This window comes from Pseudonocardia sp., assembly GCF_050250275.1.
In the GTDB taxonomy this organism is placed as follows: Bacteria; Actinomycetota; Actinomycetes; order Mycobacteriales; family Pseudonocardiaceae; genus Pseudonocardia.
On sequence record NZ_JBFWOY010000001.1, the window covers coordinates 342318 to 363948 of the forward strand.

Here is a 21631-nt window from a genome sequence, read left to right on the forward strand (position 1 = left end):
CGCCACGTCACGGCTGCGTCGCACCCGATCCGCAGCACTCGGGTTGCGGCCGGTCCGCCGGGGCCGGGGCGGCGGCGGGCCGGGTGTGGCGGCGCAGCACCAGCCACGCCGCGATGGCCATCGCCGCGAGGACTGCCGCACCGAGGACGGCGGTGACGTCGACACCCAGGGCGAATGCCGCCCGCGCCGACTCGATCACGGCCGGGTCGGCGGAGTCGACCGCGCCGCCGAGGGTCTCCCGCGCCGGACCGGCGGGCGCGTCGACGGCGCCGCGGTAGACCGCGGTCAGGACACCGCCGAGCGCCGCGGTGCCGAGGACGGCGCCGAGCTCGTAGGCGGTCTCCGACATCGCCGATGCCGACCCGGCACGCTCGACGGGGGCGGCGGTGAGGACGACGTCGTTGGTCAGGGTCTCGGTGAGCCCGATCCCGGCGCCGACGAACACGCCCGCCACCAGCAGCACCATTGCGCCCGTGGACGCGCCGAGCAGCACGCACGACGCGTAGCCGACGGCGGCAGTGGCGAGGCCCGTGGGCACGAGGACCCGGATCGGGAACCGGCGCGCCAACCACGCCGCGACCAGCCCGGCGACGACCGTCGCCGCGAACCCGGGCAGCAGCAGCACGCCCGATCGCATCGGGCCGAGCCCGAGGACGAGCTGCAGGTACTGCGCCGCGAAGAAGAGCAGCCCGGTGAGGGCGAGCATCGTGGTCAGGTTGGCGAGCATCGCGATGCGCAGCACCGGCGACGCGAGCAGCCGCAGGTCGAGGACGGGTTCGCGGCCGGCGGCGGCGAGCCTGCGGGCACGCCGGACGAACGCCGCGCCGGCGAGGACCCCGACGACGAGTGCCGCCGCGACCACCGCGGCCGAGCCACCGGACGCGACGAGCTTGATCGCGAGGACGACCGGCACGACCGCGGCCATCGACAGGACGACGCCGCCGAGGTCGAGGCGGCCGCGGCGGACCCGCGCGGACTCGGGCAGCAGGAACAGCGCGAGGACCACCACCAGCGCGGTGACGGGCACGTTGACCAGGAAGACCGAGCCCCACCAGAAGTGCGCGAGCAGGGCCCCGCCGACGAGCGGGCCGAGGGCGGCGCCCGCGGCGAAGCCCGTCGCCCAGATCGCGAGAGCGAGCCGGCGCTCGTCGCGGTCGACGAACAGGGTCCGGACGAGCGCGAGCGTGCTCGGCATCAGCATCGCGCCGAAGAACCCGAGGAGTGCGCGGGCGGCGACGAGGTGGCCGGCGTCGGTGGCGAACGTGGCGGCCAGCGACACGACGCCGAACCCGGTGACGCCGATGACGAGCATGCGCCGCGACCCGACGCGGTCCCCGATCGTGCCCATGGTGACGAGCAGCCCGGCGAGCACGAGCGGGTAGGCGTCCACCATCCACAGCAGCGTGGCCGCGCCGGGCGACAGCGCGGTGGTGATCGCGGGCAGCGCGAAGCTCAGGATCGTGTTGTCGACGGCGACGAGCAGCGTCGGCAGGAACAGCACGGCGAGCGCGAGCCACCGGCGGTGGCCGGCGCGTGGAGCCGGGGTCGGGCGCGTGGGGACGCGCGGGATCGCGACGGTCATGGCGAAGGTCCTCGGGGCGTGAACGAACAAGGGGAGTTCTGTACCGTCCAGACGGTACAGAATCGCTGGTCGTTCCCGCCATGAGCCAGATGTGCGACGTGCCACCCCGAGGCGCCTAGACTTCCCGCGTGCCGAGCGCCCGTGATCGCGTCCTCGACGCCTACGAGACGCTGCTGATCGAAGCCGGCCCCGGCAGCACGACCCTCGACGCCGTCGCCGCGGCCGCCGACGTCTCCAAGGGCGGCCTGCTCTACCACTTCGCCTCCAAGGACGCCCTCGCCGCCGGCCTGCTCGACCGGCTCCGCGACCGCAGCGCCGCCGACGCCGACGCCATGAAGGCCGACCCCGACGGCGCCGTCGCCTACTACCTGCGGACCTCGGTCCCCGGTCGCGCCTCACCCGCCGGACTCACCCGCACCTACCTCGCCGCCCTCCGGATCGCCGACTCCAGCCCCACCGGAATCACCGCCCGCGACGCGCTGGCCGCCGTGGACGCCGACGGCCTCGCCGCCCTGCGCGCCGAGGTCCCCGACCCGCTGCTCGCCTGGCTCGTCCAGCTCGTCGGCGACGGCCTCTACCTGCGCACCCTCACCGGCGCGCCACTCACCGGCGTCGGCGACGTGGAGGACCTCGTCGGCGTCCTGCGCGGCCTGCTCACACGCTGACGCGGTCCGCGGGGGGACGCCCGACAGGAACGCGCGGACCTCGACGTCGGGTACCCGCACCGTTACCGCCGGCGCCGACCGCTGCATCGACGCCCTCGACCACGTCATGGCCCGCCGCGAGAACGGCGTCCCACTCGTCGGGCCCACCCCCGGCACCGGCGCGTCCCGGCTCGCCCGCCGGGCTCGTCGAGCAGACCACCGCGCACAGCGACACGACCGACGCATCGTGACCACGACAGCACCGGATGTGACGAAAGGGATCGGAATCCGGCACGCCCCGGCGCATGATGGACGCACCCACCGGGTACAGGTTCCTGACAGCGCCGACGACACGACACCGAACGCAGGAGGCCCCACGTGACCACCGGTCAGTACCTGGTGTTCCTCGTCGTCGCGCTCGCCCTCACCGTGGCCGTCGGCCGGGTGCTGTTCCTCTCCGGCGAACCGTTCCTCGAAGAGGTCTTCCAGAGCAAGGAGACGGCCCGCTCGCTGAACCTCCTGCTCACCGTGCTGTTCCACCTGCTCACGCTCGGCGTGCTCGCGATCATCTCCACGATCGACGTGCCCGTCGAAGGCGTCCTGCAGACGATGGTGACCAAGTTCGGCGTCGTACTCGTCATCGTCGGCATTGCCTACGGCGTGTCGATGCTCGTACTCTTCCGCGTCCGCGAACGCCGCCGCGCCGCCATCACCGCGGAGAACGTCCAGGTACGGATCGCCGAGCAGAAGAGCCGTCCCGCAGGCGGCGAACCCGTTCCGCCGCCGCCCAACTGAGCCCTCTTCAACCGGTCCGGGCCGTCACCGGGCCGGCGCTGCGCGCGATCACCGGCAGCAGGATGGGCAGGCGGTGAGCGGTGACGTTCCAGAACCGCGACTCCGGGTCCGCCGCCCGCCACGCCGACGCCAGGCGGGTCGCCGACTCCTCGTCGACCACCCGACGCGGCCGCGGACGCATGCGCGACCGCGCCCGGACCTCGCGGTCGAGCTCACGCCACGCCGCCGACGCGCAGCCGTGCACACTCACCGTCGGCTCACCGGTGTCGTCACCGATCACCAGCGTGTAGGCACTGACCACGTCGTACGACGACACGGACGGACTCCCTCTACTAGCGGACCGCGACGGCATCGGCGGGTACCAGGACGGCTTGCTCTGTTCGTGCGTTGGTGCGGGTGCAGGCGTCCAGGGTGAGGCATCGCGGGCCCGGCACGGCCGCGGCACGCCGCGCGTGCCGCCGAATCGGCACGGACCTGCGCCGATCCGTCACCGGGCTGGACGCCCACCGGGGCCCCAACCGCTCGGCGCCCGGATCCCCGGCCCCGGCGCCTCACCAGCCTCACCCGTTCGGCAGTTCGCGTCGCCGGTCCGACACCCGCCGACTCGCGGGCGCACCGGATCACGTGCGTGCCGACCTCGGCGGCCACCGGGCGCGGCCCTCCGGCGCAGCGACCCGGGGCCACCGGGCGCGGTGATCCGGGAGTGGAGGGTCCCGGGCGACAGCGGCCCGCGGTCAGCGGCCCAGCGATACCGACGACATGTTGAAGTCCGGCACCCGCAGCGGGGGCATCGCCGCGCGGGTGAACCAGTCCTTCCACTCCCGCGGCACCGTCGGCACCGTCGCACCGACCTCCGTCGCGCGGCGCAGCACGTCGAGCGGGGAGTAGTTGAACCGGAAGTTGTGCTCCACCTCGGCGACGACCTCCCCCTTCTCCACCAGGTACACCCCGTCGCGGGTCAGGCCCGTGAGCAGCAGACTCGTCGGGTCGACCTCACGGATGTACCAGAGGCACGTCAGCAACAGCCCACGCTCGGTGCCCGCGACCATCTCGTCGATCGACGCCGCCGACCCCGACGGCCCACCCGTCAGCGCCAGGTTGTCGCCGGCGGGGGTGAACGACGTGCCGAACTCGGCGGCCTCCGCCCGGGAGTACACGAGCTCGTTGACGACGCCCTCGCGCACCCAGTCGACCCGCCGCGTCGGGGCGCCGTTGTCGAACACGCTCGTCCCGCCACCCGAGCTCGTGGTGACCAGGAACGGCTCGTACTCCAACCCGGGGGCCGTCGGGTCGCTCGTCAGCGTCAGCGGCAGCTCGGTGAGGCGTTCGCCGACGCGCGGACCGTCGGGACCCGACAGCGCACTGTGGCCCTCCTGCGCAGCCCGGCCCTCCATCGACCACGCCAGATAGACCATCAGGTCAGCCACCGCCGACGGCGGCAGCACCGTCTCGTACCGGCCCGCGGGCAGCGCCGTGCGGCGGGCGCCCCACTCCAGGCGCCGCGACGCGTCGGCCGCCAGCGCGACCACGTCGACGTCGGTGAAGTCGGCCGTACCCACCGCCGTCCACGCCGACCCCTCCAGATCGGGCGTCTTGACGTTGAGCTCCACCGACCCCGTCGGCTGCACCCACCGCCGGCGCACACCCGCCGACGTGCCCAGCCAGATCGTGGTGAGCGAGTGGCTGGCGAAGCCGTAGTGCCGCAGGTCGCCCGCCAGGACGTCGGCCAGACCCGTCGCGAGGTCGCCGAACACCTCGATCGACGTCCCCGCCGCCGGCTCGGTCCACGCGGGGTCGTCGACGACGTCGGTGGGCAGCTCCGCCGCGTCCCGCGACGGGCCCGCGTCGCGCGCCGCCTTCTCGCTGGCCGTGACCAGCTCGTCGAGCTGCAGCGGATCGGTGACCGCCGCGCTGGAACTGACCACGCCGGCCGCCGTGCCGCCTTCGACCCGGACCAGCGAGATCACCGTCGTCCGGCGCGACGTGCCGAGGCCGTTCGTCGTCATCGTCGAGTTGGCCCACCGCAGCACCGCCTCGCTGGTCTCGGAGACGAGCACGACCCGACCGGCCACGTCGGGGGCGGCCGAGCGCCCCGCACCGAGGACCCGCTCGACGATCTGTTGCGGCGGCAGCACCGTCATGACGCCTCCTCCTGCGTGTTGAGGACGTTGACCCCGCGGAACAGGGCGGGCGGGCACCCGTGGCTGACCGGGGCGATCTGCCCCGGCTGAGCCTTTCCGCAGTTCATCGCCCCACCGAGCCGCCAGCTCGACGGGCCGCCCACCGCCTCCATCGAGCCCCAGAAGTCGGTGGTCGTGGCCTGGTAGGCGACGTCGCGCAGCTGGCCCGCCAGCCGGCCGTCCTCGATCCGGTAGAACCGCTGCCCGGTGAACTGGAAGTTGTAGCGCTGCATGTCGATCGACCAGGACTTGTCGCCGACGACGTAGATGCCGCGCTCGACACGGCCGATCAGCTCCTCGGTCGTCGTGTCGTGCTCCGGGTCGGGCTGCAGCGACACGTTGGCCATCCGCTGGATCGGCACGTGGTGCGGCGAGTCGGCGAAGGCGCAGCCGTTGGACCGCTGCAGGCCGAGCCGCGGCGCGAACGTCCGGTCGAGCTGGTAGCCGACGAGCACGCCGTCGCGCACCAGGTCCCACTCCGTGGTGGCCACCCCGTCGTCGTCGAACGCGACCGTCGCCAGCCCGTGTTCCACCGTCCGGTCGCCCGTGACGTGCATGATCGGCGACCCGTAGCGCAGTGTGCCCAGCTTGTCGGGTGTGGCGAAGCTCGTGCCCGCGTAGGCGGCCTCGTAGCCGATCGCCCTGTCGTACTCCGTGGCGTGCCCGATCGACTCGTGGATCGTCAGCCACAGGTTGGTCGGGTCGATCACCAGGTCCGTCGGGCCCGCCTGCACCGACGGCGCCTTCGTCTTCTCCGCCAGCAGCTCCGGGATCGTGGCCAGCTCGCCGTCCCAGTCCCACCCGGTGCCCGTGGCGTACTCCCAGCCACGCCCGGTCGGCGGGGCCAGGGTGCTCATCGTCTCGAAGCCGCCCGCCGCCCGGTCGACCGCCGTGGCCGTGAACCCCGGCTCGATCCGGACCCGCTGCTGCACCGTCCGCGTACCCGCCAGATCGGCGTAGAACTTGTTCTCCCGCACCTGCGACACCGACGCCTGCACATGGTCGACCCCGTCGGCCGCCAGCAGCCGCTGCGACCACTCCGTGAGCAGCTCGACCTTCTCCCGCGTGGGCACGGCGAACGGGTCGACCTCGTAGGCCGACACCCACTCACCCACGTGCACCGGCTCGTCGGCCCGCTCGACCCGCTCCCGCGCGACCGGCGCCAACGTGCGCGCCACCGCCACGGCCTGCGCCGCCGTCTCCGCGGCGCGCAACGGCGTCAGCTCGACGTGCGAGGCGAAACCCCACACCCCGTCGACCACCACACGCACCGCCAGCCCCACCGACGTCGAGTCCGACACCCCGGTGACCGAACCGTCGCGCAGCGAGATGGACTGGGAGACGATCCGCTCCACCCGGACGTCGGCGTGCTGCGCGCCGAGCTCGCGAGCACGCGAGAGCGCCGCATCGGCCAGCGCGTCGAGCGGCAGGTCCCGGAACGCCGGGTCGATCCTCGGATCAGGAGCCACGCCTGCAACCTACCGAGGACCCCCGACAAAGATCGACAGTCGGTACGACCCCGCGCGCGTTCGCGGACGTGAAGGATGTGCGCGAACCACCGTCACGGCGCACGCCGGCCTGCGAACGTGCGCCCATGGTCGACCGGTACGCCGAGGCGGTGCGGATGCGTCGCGCCGAGCTGACGGCGCAGCGGGCGGGGCTGGCGGGGCACCGGGCGGAGGTCCACACGGTCTGCGGACTGGCCCGGGCGTCGGCCGCGATGCAGGTCACGACGGTCGTGGGGGCGCTGACCGCCGAGTCCACGCGGTACCTCGACCGGGCGGGCCGGGCCGACCGGGCCCGCTTCCCCGAGCATGCGCGGGCGGCCGCGGACCGGGCGGTCGACCTGGTGGTGCAGCGGGTCGAGGGCCGGCTGCTGCCGGAGCTGCGCCGGATCGCGACGGTGCGGGGGCTGCCGATGGACGTCGTCGACACCGGTCCGCCGGAAGCCACCGACCTCACGTTGCCGTCGGTGCCGCCGCCGGCCCGCCCGTGGCAGGTCCTGTCGGGGTCGCGGACGGTGCTGCCGTGGTTGGGGGTGCCGATCGTCGGGGCCCCCGCGGTCACCGGGACTGTCGGCCCGGCGGTGGGGTGCGGGGCGGTCCTGCTGGGGGTGACCGTGGCGACGAGGTGGGTGGCCGCGGAGCGGACCCGGCTGCGGCAATGGATTCCGGGTGTGGCGGCGGTGGTCCGGGCCGCAGCGACATCGGCACTGGTCGCGAGGCTGGTGCACGTGGAGCAGCGGGTCGTCGCGGCACTCGACGTGGCGGTCGCGGCCCGGCTGGCGGCGATCGACGACGAGCTGGCCGCGCTCGCGGCGGAGGGGAGTGCCCGTGCCCGACCATGATCCGGTGCTGGCCGACGATCTCGACGCGCCCGGGGCCCCTGGGCTGCCGGTGGATCTGGGCGCGGACACGGACGCGGACGGTGTCGTCGACACCCTCGCGGTGGTCGACGACCTCGACCTGGCGCTGCACATGGACCTCGACGGCGACGGCCTGACGGACGAGGTGCTGGTCGTCGACGACGTGCCGGGGGTGGAGCCGCGCGGCCGGTGGTGGTCGTGGCTGTGGCCCTGGTGACGCGCGGCCGGGCGCGCGTGTGGTCGGTCCGCGGGTCGTCGACGACGGCGCCACACCCCCGGTGGAGGTGTGGCGCCGGAGGTCAGCGGCGGTTGCCGGGCTCCTGGGGCGGGCCCCAGGTGTCACGACCACCCTGGCCGGGCGACGCCTGACCCTGGGCGGGGGGCTGTCCCTGCGCCGGCGGGTGGCCCTGGGTGGGCGGCGCCGGCCGGGCCGGGGCGACCGCGCCCGCCGGGACGGGCGGACCGGGGGCTGCCCCGGTCGGGGCCGGGTGCTCGGCCTGCTCCGCCTCGGCGACCAGCCGCGCGTACCGGACGCCCGCTGCCAGCAGGACCAGCCCGGCGCCGAGGAACGCTCCGGCGCGGGCCAGGCCGTCGAGGGACACCAGGTCGAAGAGGATCAGCTTGGCGACGGCCGCGGCGACGAGCACGAGCCCGGCGACACGCAGCGGCGTGTTGCGGATGCCGCGGGCCAGGAGGACGAGGGCAAGGACCGTCCAGGACACCGTGACGACGGCGTGTCCGGCGACGAACCCGCCGCGGTCGGGCGAGATCAGCACGGCGAGCGCGACGGCGATGCCGGTGAGGCCGTAGAGCCCGACCAGCCCGGTGATGACCCAGAGGGCGGTCCGGCCGTCGCCGGAGCCGAGGAGCCCGGTGCGTTCGAAGGTGACGAGCAACGCGACGGCGAGCCCGACGAGCAGCACCGCGACGAGCAGGCCGGTGACGAGCGCGCCCTGCTGCGGCAGGTCGCCCCGGACGAAGGGGGGCATGGGGAAGAGGGCGAGGACGGTGGGCGGGAGGGGTTGGGCCACGGCACCGAGCACGCCGAGGACGGCGAAGCCTGCGGCGAACATCAGGGTGATGCGGCTGCGCAGCAGGGCAGCGGCGACGGTGAACCCGATGGCCTCGCCGACGATGACGGCGACGGCGACCTCGCCGGAGAAGGGCAGTGACGTCGCGACGAGGAGTGCGACGGCACCGACGGCGAGCGAGACGACGCGGATGGGCCGGTTGAAGGACGGGACGAGCGCGACGCCGAGCATCAGCACGGCGGCACCGGCGGCGAGGGCCGCGCCGCCCCAGCCGCCGAGGCGGCCGGCGAGGACGAGGGTGGGCAGGGCGGCCGAGGCGAGGACGCCGTGGGCGGGCGTCATGTCCCGCTTGACCAGTGCATAGAGGGCGAGGACGACGCCCACGACGAGGGCCGCGATGGCGGAGGCGCCGGCGGCCCAGAGCGCGGACGAGGGGGCGACGCCGGCCGCGAGCGCGGTGTAGAGGACGGCCCAGCCGGCGCCGGCGACGAGCAGCCACGGCCAGGTGCGGCGCAGCGCGACGACTCCGGCGGCGATCTCGAGGACGACGATGAGGCCGCCGAGGAGCGGGACCCAGCCCTGGGTGACGATCGGGGCGAGGACGGCGGCGCCGACGACGGCACCGATGGCGAGGGCCTGGAGGCGCCAGACGTCGGCGAGGCCGAGTCCGCCTGCGGCGACGAGTACGGCGAGGCCGAGCCCGACGGCGGGGGGCACGAAGCCGTACTGGGCGGTGGCGGACCCGACGACGAGGTAGAGGGCGGCGACGCCGGTGCCGGCGACGGCGGCGGCGCCGGCGCGGGCGGTCTCCTTGCGGTGCAGCCAGGCGGCGAGGCCGATGAGGACGAGTCCGAGCGCGGCGCCGGCGACGAGGCGGGCGCCGGGGGAGAACCAGCCGCGGGAGGCGGCGAGGACGAGCAGCATGACGACGCCGAGAAGGGTGACGGCGCCGCCGGTCCAGGCGAGCAGCCGCGCGCCGGACAGGGAGGCGGTCCAGTTCTGCCGGGGTGCGGCCGGTGGGTGGGGTGCGGTGTAGGGCGCGGGGGGCTGGTGCCGGTTCCAGGGCGCGCCGTGGCCTGCGGGCGGGTACTGCCGGCTGTCGCCGACGGGTGCGGTGCCGGGCCGGTTGCCGGGCCACGGCTTCGCACCCGGGATGAGCCCACCGGGGGCCTGGGGCCGAGCCGGCGGCGGGCCCGCGGGACCCGGGGGCACCGCGGGAACCGGGGGCACCCCCGGCACAGGGGGCGCAGCGGAGGCGGGGGGCGCAGCGGGGGCGGGGGCCGCAGCGGAGGCAGCGGGTGGTGCCGCGACCTCGCGATCGGGCGCGGGGGCGGGCCCCGATGCCGATCCCCCCGACGTGCCGGACCCGGCTCCGGACCCCCCGTCCGGCGCCGGATCCGGCGGTGTCCCTCTGAGCGACAGCAGTTCGCCGCCGAGGTCGTCGAGCCGCCGTCCCAGCCTGCCGAGCTCGGCGGCGACGGCGGCGAGCCTGTCGTCTGTCACCTGCGAATCGGACACACCGGAGAGAATGACGATCTCCAGCGCGACGCGGATGCGTAGTTGCCCCCTGCGGAGGTCACGGATCGGTTACAACGTGTGGACCGGGCCCCGTCGGGGCTGCACGCGCGTCGGGGAGAATCGGGCCGCCAACCCCAACCGCACCCGACCGACACTCCGGAGACGATGACAGTGGGCCCCGAGACCGTGACCGATGCGGAAGCCGGCGGCGGCGCGCGACGGACGGACCGGATCCCGAGTTTCGTCCATCAGCGCAACCGGCTGACCGAGGGCCAGCAGTCGGCGTGGGAGCGGCTGTGGGGCAGGTTCGGCCGGGACGTCGAGGACCTCGTCGGCGGGCGGGAGCCGTTCGCGCCGGCTGCGTGGTTCGGCCGCGAGGTGCCCGTGGTGCTGGAGATCGGGTCGGGCATGGGGGAGACGACGGCGGCGTTGGCGGCTGCCGCGCCGGAGGTGGACCACCTCGCGGTCGAGGTGTTCGAGCCCGGGCTGGCGCAGTTGTTGCTGCGGATCGAGGACGCCGGGCTGAGGAACCTGCTGCTCCTGAGGGGCGACGCGGTGGCGCTGCTGGACTCGTGCGTGCCGGAGGGTTCGCTCGACGGGGTCCGCATCTTCTTCCCTGATCCGTGGCCGAAGCGGCGCCATCACAAGCGTCGGCTGGTGCAGCCGGACTTCGTGGCGTTGGCGGCGTCGCGGCTGCGGCCCGAGGCGACGTTGCACATGGCGACGGACTGGGCCGACTACGCCGTCCAGATGCGCGAGGTGGCCGACGCCGAACCGTTGCTGCGGCGGGCGGCGGGGGTCGGGCCGGACGGTTTCCTGCCCCGCCCCGCATGGCGGCCGGTGTCCAAGTTCGAACAGCGGGCGGTCGCGGACAAACGAGCGGTTTCAGACCTGATGTACGAACGAGTGTTACACCAGGGGCACGCTGACACACTCACAGTCACCATGTACAAAGATTCAGGAACGCTCCCTGTATCCATCGAGTGACTCTCTGGAGGCTGTCCGTGACCGCAGTGGTCAACGGTTACGGATCATCGACATCGGAGGGGCTCCCCGAGCAGCGCTGCCCGATGACCGGCCGCGGCCGGCCCGACGGGGGTGCACCCGACCCGGGTCCGCAGCCGGTCGACCCGGACGAGGCCGTCGAGTTCCTGGAGCTCGTCGAGGCGGAGGATGCGGCGGGGGCCGACGCGGAGCCGCCCGCGCAGCGGCGGGCCGCGGTGCTCGACGAGATCGCGGCGACGGGCACCTACCGGCACACCGAGGCGGAGCTGGCGTTCGGCGCCCGGGTGGCGTGGCGCAACTCCGCGCGCTGCATCGGGCGGCTGTACTGGAAGACGCTGCACGTGCGCGACCGCCGCCAGATCACCGCGGCGGGCGACGTGGCGGCCGAGTGCATCGCCCATCTGCGCGAGGCGACCCGGGGTGGGCGGATCCGGTCGTCGATCACCGTGTTCGCGCCGGACGTGCCGGAACGCCCCGGTCCGCGCATCCACAACGAGCAGCTCGTCCGCTATGCGGGGCACCGGTTTCCCGACGGCACCGTCCGCGGCGATCCCCGGCTGGCCGACTTCACCGATCTCGTCGAGGAGCTGGGCTGGCGGCGGCCGGAGCCACGCGGCCGCTTCGACGTCCTACCGCTGCTGGTCTCGGGCCCGGACGGCCGCCCCTCGCTGCACGAGCTTCCGGCCGACGCGGTGCTCGAGGTGCCGCTGACCCATCCCGACCACGAGTGGTTCGCCGACATGCGGCTGCGCTGGCACGCGGTCCCGGCGATCAGCAACATGCCGCTCGTCGTCGGCGGGGTGCGGTACCCGGCGGCTCCGTTCAACGGCTGGTACCTGAACACCGAGATCGGTGCCCGCAACCTGGCCGACGCCGACCGCTACGACCTGCTGCCCGCGATCGCGGCGCGGCTGGGGCTGGACACGAGCTCGGTGCGGACGTTGTGGCGCGACCGTGCGCTGGTGGAGCTGACGCGGGCGGTGCAGCACTCGTTCGACGAGGCGGGGGTGACGATGGCCGACCACCACACGGAGTCGGACCGTTTCCTCGCGCACCTGGCCAAGGAGGAGAAGGCGGGCCGGTCGTGCGCGGCCGACTGGACGTGGATCGTGCCGCCGATGTCGGGTGGCCTGACCAGCGTGTTCCACCGGTACTACGACGACCCCCGCCCCGACGAGCGACCCGCGTTCCTGCCCCCGGCGGCGGACCTGTAGGGGTCAGGCCGGCGGCGGGGGCGGCGCCGGGAGACCGGGCACGGCCCGGCTGCGACCGCGGAACTCGGCGACGACGGCGTCCCCGGCGCGGACGGTGACGTCGTAGAGCCCGGAGCGGCCCGCCCCACCGAGACGGCGCGCCTCGGCGACGAGCTCCTCCCCGGCGGCACCCGGCCGCAGGAAGGTGACGTCGGCGCCGGCGGCGACCGTCGACACCCCGAAGCTGTTGCACGCGTATGCGAAGGCCGCGTCTGCGAGCAGGAAGACGTACCCGCCGTGGCAGATTCCGTGGCCGTTGAGGTGCTTGTCGGTCACGGTGAGCGCGGTGGTGGCGTGGCCGGGGCCGACGTCGACGAGCCGGACCCCGGCCTCGCGGGCGGCGACGTCGGCGTACTCCATCGCGGCCGCGGCCGCGCGGGCGACACGGACGGCGTCGGGGTTCTCAGGTGCCACGGTCGCCAGTCTGCCCCGGGCCCGCCGCCGCAGGGAGCCCGGTGGGCAGCGTCGCAGGGAGCCCGGCGGGCAGCCTGGCGGGCAGCGTCGCCGCGATGGCGGTCCCGGCGCCGGGCGCGCTGTGCGTCGTCAGGGTTCCGCCGCACTCCTCGACGGCGAGCCCGACGAGCCGCAGCCCGATGTGGCCGCTCTCGGGGGCGACCGTGGGGTCGAACCCGCGGCCGTCGTCGGTGACGGTCATGCGGACACGACCGGGTCCGGGGGCGTCGACCTCGATGCGGACGACGCCGGGGGCGCCGTGCCGGACGGCGTTGCGCAGGAGTTCGCGGCCGATGCGGTGCAGGAGGGCGACGACCTGGGCGTCGGGCTCGTCGGTCATCCGCACGTCCGTCTCGAGGCGCACGTGGGAGGCGGTGCGCTGGTGTTCGGCGGCCAGCTCCTGCAGCGAGGTGCGGACGTCGGGGGTGTCGAGGCCGCCGGGGGAGAGCTCGGTGAGCAGGCCCCGCAGGAGTGCGACGGCGCGTTCGACGAGGCCGTGGGCCCGGGCGAGGAGCTCGCGGCGGCTGTCGGCGGTCTCGTCGAGGAGCAGCGCGTCGAGGAGCAGGCCGGTACCGGCGAGGTCCTGGACGACACCGTCGTGGAGGACCTGGGCGAGGCGGCGGCGTTCGCGTTCGGACGCGGCGAGGCCGTAGTGCAGGACCGCCTGGCGTTCGCGCTGGTCGCGTTCGACGCGCCGGGCGAGCGACAGCGTGATCGGGACGGTGGCGGCGGCGAGGACGAGCAGGCTGCCGATGACCAGTGGGAGGAGGTCGGCCATGGCGCTGCGGACGGTCGCGGCGGTGTCGACGGGCACGTACACCTCGAGGCGCATGGGCACGCCCCAGGCGTCGCGGAAGCCGACGAGCGCCTCGAGCAGGGTGCAGTCGTCGGCACGTTCGTAGCGGTGCCCGGGGTCGTCGGGGACCTCGAGGACGACGATCTCGCCGGCGTCGAGGCGGCGGGCGAGGTCGGCGTCGAAGCGGCGGCGTTCGCCCTCGATCCGGGGTTCGTCGGACACGACGACCTGGACCTGGTCGCCGATGACCCGCCAGATCTTGGCCCGCGCGAGCATCCCGGAGTCGATGAAGGGGGACAGGCCGGCGAGGACCTCGTCGCGGGAGGTGGGGGCGACCGGGTCGTAGTGGTGCGCGGCGAGGGAGACGACGACGGCGGTGGCGACACGGCCGGCGACGTCGCGGGCGGTGCGGTTGGCCTCGCCGCCGGCGAACAGCCACAGCCCGCCGACGGTGATGCCCGAGACGACGGCGGTGACGACGGCGGTGAGCACGGCGTGCCGGACGAGCGCCCGGCGGACGGCGCGGCGCACGTCAGCGCGGGCCGGACAGCGCGACGACGCCGAGCCGGTGGGCGACGACGACGGCTTCGAGCTGGGTGTGGGCGTCGAGTTTGCCGAGCAGGACCTTGATGTGGTCGCGGGTGGTGTGCAGGGAGATGCCGAGTTCGGCGGCGATGCGGTGGGCGTCGAGGCCGAGGGCCAGCGCGTCGAGCACCTGTTTCTCACGGGCGGTGAGGTGCGGGTGGACGCAGGCGGGTGCGCCGCCGCGGACGGCGTCGAGGATCTCGCTGAGGGAGCCGTCCTTGGGCAGGAAGGCGGCGGCACCTTCGGCGAAGGCCTGTTCGGCGGCCTCGGCGCGGGGGTGCGCGGTGAGGACGACAGTGCGGACGTCCGGGCGCACGGTGCGCAGCCAGGGCAGGAAGGTGAGGCCGTCGCCGTCGGGGAGGCGGCGGTCGACGATCGCGACGTCGAACTCGGTGATGGCCGCGAGCCGGAAGGCGTCGTCGAGGGTGTGGGCGACGCCGACGCAGCGTAGGTCGGGCTGCATGCCGAGGGTCAGCGACAGCAGATCGGTGAAGACGCGGTGGTCGTCGAGCACGAAGACGGACGTGCGATCCCCCAAATATTGGGGGGACGACTCGGGCATACCAGAAGTTTAGCCTCACCTAAGCCTTTCCTCCTCAACCATCCGCAAAGGATCAGGTGTGACTGCGATGTCCTCACCACGGCGACGGTTCGGCCTGCTGGCCGGCGCACTCACCGCGGCGCTGGCCCTCTCGGCCTGTGGCGGCGGCTCCACGCCCGCCGCGCCCGCAACGACCGGGGCCTCCGGCGAGCGGACGCTCGTCGTCTACTCAGGTCGCGAGGAGGCGCTGGTCGCCCCGCTGATCCAGCAGTTCGAGCAGGCGTCCGGGATCAAGGTCGAGACCCGGTACGGATCGACGACGGAGCTCGCGGCGCAGCTGCTCGAGGAAGGCGACCGCACCCCGGCGCAGGTCTTCCTGTCCCAGGAGTCGGGCGCCCTCGGTGCGGTCGCCGACGCGGGCCGGCTCACCGAGCTCCCCGCCGACGTCACCTCCGCCGTCCCGGCCAACTACACCTCGAAGGACGGGTTGTGGGTCGGCCTGACCGGCCGGGCGCGCGTCGTCGCCTACGACAGCGCCACCTACTCCGCCGACCAGGTCCCCGGCGACATCACGAAGCTGGTCGAGCCGCAGTGGAAGGGCAAGGTGGCGATCGCGCCGACCAACGCCTCGTTCCAGGCCCACGTCACCGCGCTGCGGGTGAGCGCCGGCGAGGAGGCCGCCCGTAACTGGGTGAAGGGCCTCAAGGCCAACGACGTCCAGATCCACCGCAACAACGGCGCGATCCTGGAGGCCGTCAACGCCGGTACCGCCGGCGTGGGCCTGATCAACCACTACTACTGGGCGCGGTCGGAGACCGACCCGGCAACGCTGCGCGCACAGCTCAAGTTCGGCGACCCGGGCTCGGTCAGCGCCCTGGTCAACGTGACCGGCGCGGGCATCCTCACCGGTGCGGCCCAGTCGCCGGAGGCCGCGGAGTTCGTGAAGTTCCTCGTCTCACCGCCGGCGCAGAAGTACTTCGCCGAGAAGACCGCCGAGTACCCCCTGGTCGCAGGTAACGGCGCGCCGAAGGCCGTGCCGCCGCTGGAGCGTCTCGGCGGCCCCGACATCGACCTGGCGAAGCTGTCGTCGGTCCAGGAGACGGTCGCGATGCTCACGCAGGAAGGGCTGGTCTGACCATTCGGTCCCGCTCACGGTCGAGAGCACCTCGGCCATTGCTCGCGGCGGGCGCGGCGGTCGCCGCGCTCGCCGCGCTCCCGTTGGTCTACCTCGTCGTGCGGGCGGGCCAGGCAGGCGGCGACCGGGTCGTCGACGTCCTGACCCGGCCGCGGACGTGGGAGCTCGCCGCCGGCACGGTGCTGCTGGTCGCGGCGGTGTGCGTGGGCTGCCTCGTGCTGGGCGTCGCAACAGCGGTGCTCGTCGTGCGGGTCCGGCTGCCCGCACCCCGGCTGTGGTGGGTGCTGGCGTCGTTGCCGCTGGCGATGCCGTCCTACATCACGGCGTTCGCGTGGCTGGCCGCGTGGCCGGGGATCAACGGGTTCTGGCCGCTGGTCGGGGTCATGGTGCTGGCGTGCACCCCGTACGTGACGATCCCCGTGCTGGCCGCCCTGCGGCTGGCCGACACCGGACCCGAGGACGTCGCCCGCACGCTGGGTCGTGGCCCGGTCGCCGCCTTCACGACGGTGACGCTCCCGCAGGTCGTGCCCGCCGCGCTGGCGGGGTCCCTGCTCGTCGCGCTCTACACGCTCTCCGACTTCGGCGCCCCCGCGCTGCTGCGCTTCCCCGCGTTCACGTGGGCGATCCACTCGTCCTACACCGGCAGCCTCGACCGCGTCACCGCCGCCGTCCTCGCCCTGCTGCTGACGATGCTGGCCCTCGCGCTGGTCCTGGCCGAACGCCGGGTCCGCCGCCGCAGCACCGTCGGGCGGGCGGTCGTCGCGACCCGGCGGTCCGAACCCGTGGCGGCGCGTCCCTGGGCGACCGCACTGGTGGCGACGGGCCTCGCGGCCGTGGCCGCGCTGTCCCTGCTGCTCCCGCTGGGTGTGCTGGCGGGTCGCATCCTGCGCGCCGGCACCTCCCCGGACTGGGCCGATCTCGCCCGCAGCACCGTCACCACGCTCGCGCTCGGCGCCGCGGCCGCAGCGCTGGTCGTCGTGCTGGCAGTGCCGGTCGGGGTGCTCGCCGCCCGCTACCGCGGCCGGGTCGTCGGCGTCGTCGAGTCGGTGGCCTACCTCGGGCACGGGCTGCCCGGGATCGTCGTCGGACTGTCGCTGGTGTTCCTGTCCCTCGGCCTGGTCCCCGAGCTCTACCAGACGGCGGTGGTGCTCGTGTTCGCGTACGCGGTCCTGTTCCTGCCCAAGGCGATCGGCGCCACCCGGGCCGCCGTCGAACGCGTCCCGGTCGCGGTGGAGGAGGTCTCGCGCACCCTGGGCCGCTCGGCGGTCGGCACCTGGTTCGCGGTGACGGGCCGCCAGGCGTGGCCGGGAATCGCCGCGGGCGGGCTGCTGGTCATGGTCACCACGATGAAGGAGCTACCGGCCACCCTCATGTTGCGTCCCATCGGAGTCGACACCCTGGCGACGGACCTGTGGCAACACACCTCGCTGGGCACCTACGGCGCCGCAGCGCCCGCGGCCCTGCTGCTCGTCCTCGCCGCGAGCGTCCCGGCCTGGTTCCTGGCCGAACGGGGGCGGCGGCGATGAACGACGTCGTCCTGCGCGTGCGCGCGCTCTCGGCCGGCTACCGCACCCCGGTCCTGCACGACGTCGACCTCGACGTCCACGGCGGCGAGTTCGTCAGCGTCCTCGGCGTGAGCGGCAGCGGGAAGACGACGCTGCTCCGGACCGTCGCCGGGCTGCACCCCGCCACGGCGGGGACCGTCACGTTGCGCGGCCGCGACCTCACCCGGGTCGCGCCGCAACACCGCGGTATCGGGCTCGTCCCGCAAGAGGGGGCGCTGTTCGGGCACCTCACCGTGGCGCGCAACGTCGGCTACGGACTGCGCCGGTCGTTGCGGGCCTCGCGGGTGCCGGAGCTGCTGGACCGGCTGTCGCTGGGCGGGCTCGCCGACCGGATGCCCCACGAGCTCTCCGGCGGCCAGCGCCAGCGCGTCGCCCTGGCCCGGGCCCTCGCTCCCGAACCGGCCGTCGTCCTGCTCGACGAGCCCTTCGCCAACCTCGACGCCGGCCTGCGCGCGAGCGTGCGCGCCGACGTCGTCGCCACCCTGCGCGCGGCCGGGACCGCCGCCGTCCTCATCACCCACGACCAGGACGAGGCGCTGTCGGTGTCCGACCGCGTCGCCGTCCTGCACGGGGGCCGGATCGTGCAGGACGACGCGCCCGAACGGCTCTACGCCGCGCCCGCGACGGAGTGGCTCGCGAGGTTCGTCGGCGCCGCGACCCTGGTCCCCGGCGACAGCGACGGGCGGGTCGCCTGCACCGCACTCGGCCCGGTCCGCCACGACACCGGGCTGACGGGCGCCGTCATCGCGGTGGTGCGCCCCGAGCAGGTCACGCTGGGGGAGGGCGGGGAGGCCGCGCAGGTCACCGGTGTGGAGTTCCACGGACACACCCGGGTCGTGCGGCTGCTGCTGGCCGACGGCACCGCCGCGACGGTCCGCGTCCCGGCCGGCGACCGGCCGCCCCGGCCCGGCGACCCGGTGACGGTGGCCGTCACCGCAACGGTGCACGTCCTGGCCGCGTCGGACACACCGGTGAGGTCGGGCGGGGCGCCCGGGGCACCCTCGACCACGGATAGGGTCGACGCATGAGTGAGTCCGGCGGGTCGCCGCCACCTCGGGTGCTGCTGGTCTGGGACGCGCCGAACATGGACATGAGCCTCGGCTCGCTGCTCGGCGCGCGTCCGACCTCCACCTTCCGGCCGCGGTTCGACGCGGTCGGCCGGTGGCTGCTCGACCTCGCGGGCCCGGAGGCGACCGCCGAGGCCACCGTCTTCACCAACGTCGTCCCCGGCAGCACCGAGGTCGTGCGGCCGTGGGTCGAGGCGCTGCGCAACGTCGGTTTCGCCGTCTTCGCCAAGCCGAAGACCAGCGAGGACTCCGATGTCGACGAGGACATGCTGCGCCACATCCAGCTCCGCGCCGACGAGGGTGTGCTGCAGCACGTCGTCGTCGCGTCGGGCGACGGTCGCGCGTTCCGTGAGCCCCTCGAGGCTCTCGTCGCCAAGGGCGCCGGCGTCACCGTCATCGGTTTCCGCGAGTACGCGACGTTCGCGCTGCAGTCCGAGGTGATCGAGTTCGTCGACCTCGAGGACATCGACGGCGTGTTCCGCGAGCCGTTGCCGCGCATGACCCTCGACACGCTTCCCGACGGCGGAGCCTGGCTGCCCCCGTTCCGGTCGCTGCGGTCGCTGCTCGATCCGCGTCGGTGACCGTCCGCTTCACCGCTCCGGTCGCGCTGACCTGCGACGCGGACTGCTCGGTGGTGCGCGACGCCGTCGTCGACGTGGCGCCGGACGGGCGCATCACGTGGGTGGGTCCGCGGGTGCAGGCCCCGGCGTCCGACGCGCCGGTCCGGGCGCTGCCGGGGTTGCTGATGCCCGGGCTCGTGAACACCCACTGCCACACGCCGATGACGGTGCTGCGCGGTTTGGGCGGCGACCTGCCGTTGATGGAGTGGCTGGTCGGCATCATGTGGCCGGCGGAGGGGCTGCTGGATGCCGACGACGTCCGCGCCGGGATGGTCGCCGGCGGGATCGAGCTGCTGCGCACCGGGTGCACCACCAGCACGGAGATGTACTTCTTCACCGATGCCGTCGTCGACGCGGTCCTGACCGTCGGGGCGCGGGCCGTCGTGACGCCCGGGATCATCGCCGCGCCGGGCTGGGACCGGCTCGGCAGCTGGGAGCAGATGCGCGACGAGGTGTCCGCGCGGATCGACGCCCACGGTCTGCGCTCGGGCCCGGCCGACCGGATCGAGCTGGGTTACGGCCCGCACGCCGCGTACACGCTGCCCGCGGCCGCGTTGACGTCGATCGCCGAGCACGCGGCGGAGCGGGATGCGCTCGTACACATGCATGTCGCCGAGTCGGCGCAGGAGGACGCGCACGTCCGTGCGGCGTTCGGCTCGGTCCCGGCGCTGCTCGAGTCGTCGGGGCTGCTCGCGGGCCGGTTGCTGGCGGCGCACTCCGTCCAGCTCTCCGACGACGACGTGGCTCTGCTGGGCCGGCACGGCGCGGGGGTCGCGCACTGCCCCGGGTCCAACGGGAAGCTCGCGGCGGGGATCGCCCGGGTCCCGGCGTTGCGGGCGGCCGGTGCGCGGGTGGGCCTCGGTACCGACGGCCCCGCGTCCGGGGACGATCTCGACCTCTGGCACCAGGCGCGGCTGGCGGGGCTGCTGGCCCGGCTCGGCACCGGCAACGCTGCGGCGCTCACCGCCGCGGACCTGCTGCTGCTCGCGACCCGCGACGGCGCCGCCGCGTTGGGCCGCACCGACATCGGCACGCTCGCGGCGGGCGCGTGGGCCGATCTCGTGCACGTCGACCTGGAGGATGCGGCGTTCCTCGATCCCGACGACGACGCGCAGCTGCTGTCCAACCTGGTGTGGGCGGGTGGTGCCCGCGCGGTGCGTGACGTGTGGGTCGGTGGCGAGCAGGTCCTCGACGCGGGGGAGCCGACGCGGGTGGACGCCCCGTCCGCGCTGGCCCGGGCCCGGGCCGTCGCCCGGCGGCTGCACACCGCCGGCTGACCCGGCGCCCCGCAACGCGCGAAGGCCGAGGCCCGTGACGACCGGGTCTCCCCTCCGGTCGTCACGGGCACCCGGCCCGCGTAGTGCAGGTGACCCGCTCCCCAGCAGATCACCGTTCCCCTCCGGCGGCTGACCGGCCCTACCCGATCAGCCTTCCCGGAGGGGCACAGTCACCAGCCCAATGCGACCCCCGCGCGCATGGCCGCCTCGTAGCGGCTGTGCCGGCCGCCGTTGTGGCGGCGGCGTTCGGCGCGACGCTCCTGGCGCCGCTCGCCGAGCTCGTCGGGCAGGGCGTGGGCGCTGTGCCGGCCCGGACGCGGGGCCGTCGGGGTGCTCGCCGTGTAGGCCTGCGCCGGGATGGGCGCGGTCAACGGGTCGCGGCGGAACTCGCTGAGCGGGTCGGCCTCGCGCGGGCGGCGGCTGCGCCGGACGCGGCGCTCGGCGGCGGGCTCCTGCTGGCGGCTGCGCCAGCCTCCCGCGGTGAGCGAGTGGAAGATCGGCGTCTCGGCCGCGATCTCGGTGCGACTGGCATGACGTCCCGGGAACGGACCACTGTCCTCGACCCCGAGCATCACCCGACGCCGTGCGACGACCGCCCCGACGCCTCTCATCTGATCCGTCACGCCCACCTCCGGTGTCCCTTCCCCTGCGATGTGCGCCACGTGGCTCGTCCGTCCGACCAGACGCGGAGGGTGGGGCCGTTCGGCGCACTCTGCCACCCACAACGGGGACACACGCCCGTGGAAACGGGCACGGAGCCGTCGTTACAGGGTTTCGAGCCGATTTCCCTCGTTAGAGTGGCGCAGCCAGAATGATCACACCCTGTCGAGTAGTCAGTGGCTCCCGACGGCGACCAGTTCGGTACCGCACGTCAGCCCGCAGGTCGGCGAACGCTGTTCGCGGCTGCGGTCGGCCCCGCCCCGGCCTCGCAGCGAGGGGTGTTCCGCTCTCCGACGAGGCCTGCCCGCCCGGCTCGGCGACAGACCGCGGACCAGCGGCAGGACGGGGTGTCGCCGTCCCGGCGCGGCCTACCCGGACCCGACCCCCGGGGCACTGCAACTGCGCACGTCAGACGCACGATCATGCCCGGACCCCCGGTGCGTTCGCGGCGTGTCGCGGCCCCGTTCCGGTCGCCGGCGGGCCTACGGTTCGCCGTGTCGGCGCACCGGGAACGACTCCGCGAGGCCGACAGGCCCGATGTCGGATTTCACGCACAGTC

The 21631-nt window shown here is 74.5% G+C and carries 20 protein-coding genes; 11 read left to right on the forward strand and 9 right to left on the reverse strand.

What is annotated here, in order from left to right:
• Window positions 1–7 precede the first annotated feature (7 nt).
• Window positions 8–1582 carry an MFS transporter gene (locus tag AB7F12_RS01655; RefSeq protein WP_428497151.1) on the reverse strand — a complete coding sequence of 525 codons (1575 nt, stop codon included), beginning with the start codon at window positions 1580–1582 and terminating at the stop codon, window positions 8–10.
• A gap of 128 nt (window positions 1583–1710) precedes the next feature.
• Here AB7F12_RS01655 and AB7F12_RS01660 point away from each other — a divergent pair, with 128 nt between their 5' ends.
• Window positions 1711–2247, forward strand: a complete 537-nt coding sequence (locus AB7F12_RS01660) for a TetR/AcrR family transcriptional regulator (RefSeq protein WP_428497152.1) — start codon at window positions 1711–1713, stop codon at window positions 2245–2247.
• Window positions 2248–2604: 357 nt separating this feature from the next.
• Entirely contained in the window at window positions 2605–3021 is a 417-nt protein-coding gene (locus AB7F12_RS01665; protein ID WP_428497153.1) for a hypothetical protein, read from the forward strand.
• Window positions 3022–3028: 7 nt separating this feature from the next.
• On the opposite strand, the gene AB7F12_RS01670 is transcribed toward AB7F12_RS01665, so the two are convergent.
• The 3 genes from AB7F12_RS01670 to AB7F12_RS01680 form a co-directional block, all read right to left on the reverse strand.
• Window positions 3029–3337 carry a hypothetical protein gene (locus AB7F12_RS01670; RefSeq protein WP_428497154.1) on the reverse strand — a complete coding sequence of 103 codons (309 nt, stop codon included), beginning with the start codon at window positions 3335–3337 and terminating at the stop codon, window positions 3029–3031.
• Between the two features lie 418 nt (window positions 3338–3755).
• Window positions 3756–5162 carry a metallopeptidase TldD-related protein gene (locus tag AB7F12_RS01675; RefSeq protein ID WP_428497155.1) on the reverse strand — a complete coding sequence of 469 codons (1407 nt, stop codon included), beginning with the start codon at window positions 5160–5162 and terminating at the stop codon, window positions 3756–3758.
• Window positions 5159–6670, reverse strand: a complete 1512-nt coding sequence (locus tag AB7F12_RS01680) for a TldD/PmbA family protein (RefSeq protein WP_428497156.1) — start codon at window positions 6668–6670, stop codon at window positions 5159–5161. Before AB7F12_RS01680 ends, AB7F12_RS01675 begins: the two co-directional genes overlap by 4 nt.
• A gap of 125 nt (window positions 6671–6795) precedes the next feature.
• Here AB7F12_RS01680 and AB7F12_RS01685 point away from each other — a divergent pair, with 125 nt between their 5' ends.
• Window positions 6796–7548 carry a hypothetical protein gene (locus AB7F12_RS01685; protein ID WP_428497157.1) on the forward strand — a complete coding sequence of 251 codons (753 nt, stop codon included), beginning with the start codon at window positions 6796–6798 and terminating at the stop codon, window positions 7546–7548.
• Window positions 7535–7783 (forward strand): hypothetical protein, encoded by a 249-nt coding sequence (locus AB7F12_RS01690; protein ID WP_428497158.1) that lies wholly within the window; start codon window positions 7535–7537, stop codon window positions 7781–7783. Before AB7F12_RS01685 ends, AB7F12_RS01690 begins: the two co-directional genes overlap by 14 nt.
• 82 nt (window positions 7784–7865) lie before the next feature.
• Here AB7F12_RS01690 and AB7F12_RS01695 read toward each other — a convergent pair whose 3' ends face one another.
• Window positions 7866–9809 (reverse strand): DUF2339 domain-containing protein, encoded by a 1944-nt coding sequence (locus AB7F12_RS01695; protein ID WP_428497159.1) that lies wholly within the window; start codon window positions 9807–9809, stop codon window positions 7866–7868.
• A 471-nt stretch (window positions 9810–10280) separates the two neighbouring features.
• Between AB7F12_RS01695 and trmB the strand changes: the two genes are divergently transcribed.
• On the forward strand, window positions 10281–11102 hold the full coding sequence (trmB, locus tag AB7F12_RS01700) for a tRNA (guanosine(46)-N7)-methyltransferase TrmB (RefSeq protein ID WP_428516737.1): 822 nt from the start codon (window positions 10281–10283) through the stop codon (window positions 11100–11102).
• 17 nt (window positions 11103–11119) lie between these two features.
• Window positions 11120–12334, forward strand: coding sequence for a nitric oxide synthase oxygenase (locus tag AB7F12_RS01705; RefSeq protein ID WP_428500534.1), 1215 nt, complete (start codon window positions 11120–11122; stop codon window positions 12332–12334).
• A gap of 3 nt (window positions 12335–12337) precedes the next feature.
• On the opposite strand, the gene paaI is transcribed toward AB7F12_RS01705, so the two are convergent.
• Genes paaI through AB7F12_RS01720 form a run of 3 tightly spaced genes read right to left on the reverse strand, consistent with a single transcriptional unit; the run spans window position 12338 to window position 14769 of the window.
• Window positions 12338–12733, reverse strand: a complete 396-nt coding sequence (paaI, locus tag AB7F12_RS01710; protein WP_428500538.1) for a hydroxyphenylacetyl-CoA thioesterase PaaI — start codon at window positions 12731–12733, stop codon at window positions 12338–12340.
• Between the two features lie 43 nt (window positions 12734–12776).
• Entirely contained in the window at window positions 12777–14153 is a 1377-nt protein-coding gene (locus AB7F12_RS01715) for a sensor histidine kinase (RefSeq protein WP_428500532.1), read from the reverse strand.
• A 1-nt stretch (window position 14154) separates the two neighbouring features.
• Window positions 14155–14769 carry a response regulator transcription factor gene (locus AB7F12_RS01720; protein WP_428500531.1) on the reverse strand — a complete coding sequence of 205 codons (615 nt, stop codon included), beginning with the start codon at window positions 14767–14769 and terminating at the stop codon, window positions 14155–14157.
• A 67-nt stretch (window positions 14770–14836) separates the two neighbouring features.
• Between AB7F12_RS01720 and AB7F12_RS01725 the strand changes: the two genes are divergently transcribed.
• Genes AB7F12_RS01725 through AB7F12_RS01745 form a run of 5 tightly spaced genes read left to right on the forward strand, consistent with a single transcriptional unit; the run spans window position 14837 to window position 20412 of the window.
• Entirely contained in the window at window positions 14837–15883 is a 1047-nt protein-coding gene (locus AB7F12_RS01725; protein WP_428500537.1) for an iron ABC transporter substrate-binding protein, read from the forward strand.
• Window positions 15884–15921: 38 nt separating this feature from the next.
• A complete protein-coding gene (locus tag AB7F12_RS01730; protein WP_428500530.1) occupies window positions 15922–17409 on the forward strand; it encodes an ABC transporter permease in 1488 nt (495 codons plus the stop codon).
• Window positions 17406–18476 carry an ABC transporter ATP-binding protein gene (locus tag AB7F12_RS01735; protein WP_428500528.1) on the forward strand — a complete coding sequence of 357 codons (1071 nt, stop codon included), beginning with the start codon at window positions 17406–17408 and terminating at the stop codon, window positions 18474–18476. Before AB7F12_RS01730 ends, AB7F12_RS01735 begins: the two co-directional genes overlap by 4 nt.
• A complete protein-coding gene (locus AB7F12_RS01740; protein WP_428500527.1) occupies window positions 18473–19096 on the forward strand; it encodes an NYN domain-containing protein in 624 nt (207 codons plus the stop codon). Before AB7F12_RS01735 ends, AB7F12_RS01740 begins: the two co-directional genes overlap by 4 nt.
• On the forward strand, window positions 19093–20412 hold the full coding sequence (locus tag AB7F12_RS01745; protein ID WP_428500526.1) for an amidohydrolase family protein: 1320 nt from the start codon (window positions 19093–19095) through the stop codon (window positions 20410–20412). Before AB7F12_RS01740 ends, AB7F12_RS01745 begins: the two co-directional genes overlap by 4 nt.
• Before the next feature lie 170 nt (window positions 20413–20582).
• On the opposite strand, the gene AB7F12_RS01750 is transcribed toward AB7F12_RS01745, so the two are convergent.
• Window positions 20583–21023, reverse strand: coding sequence for a hypothetical protein (locus AB7F12_RS01750; RefSeq protein WP_428517841.1), 441 nt, complete (start codon window positions 21021–21023; stop codon window positions 20583–20585).
• Between the last annotated feature and the right edge of the window lie 608 nt (window positions 21024–21631).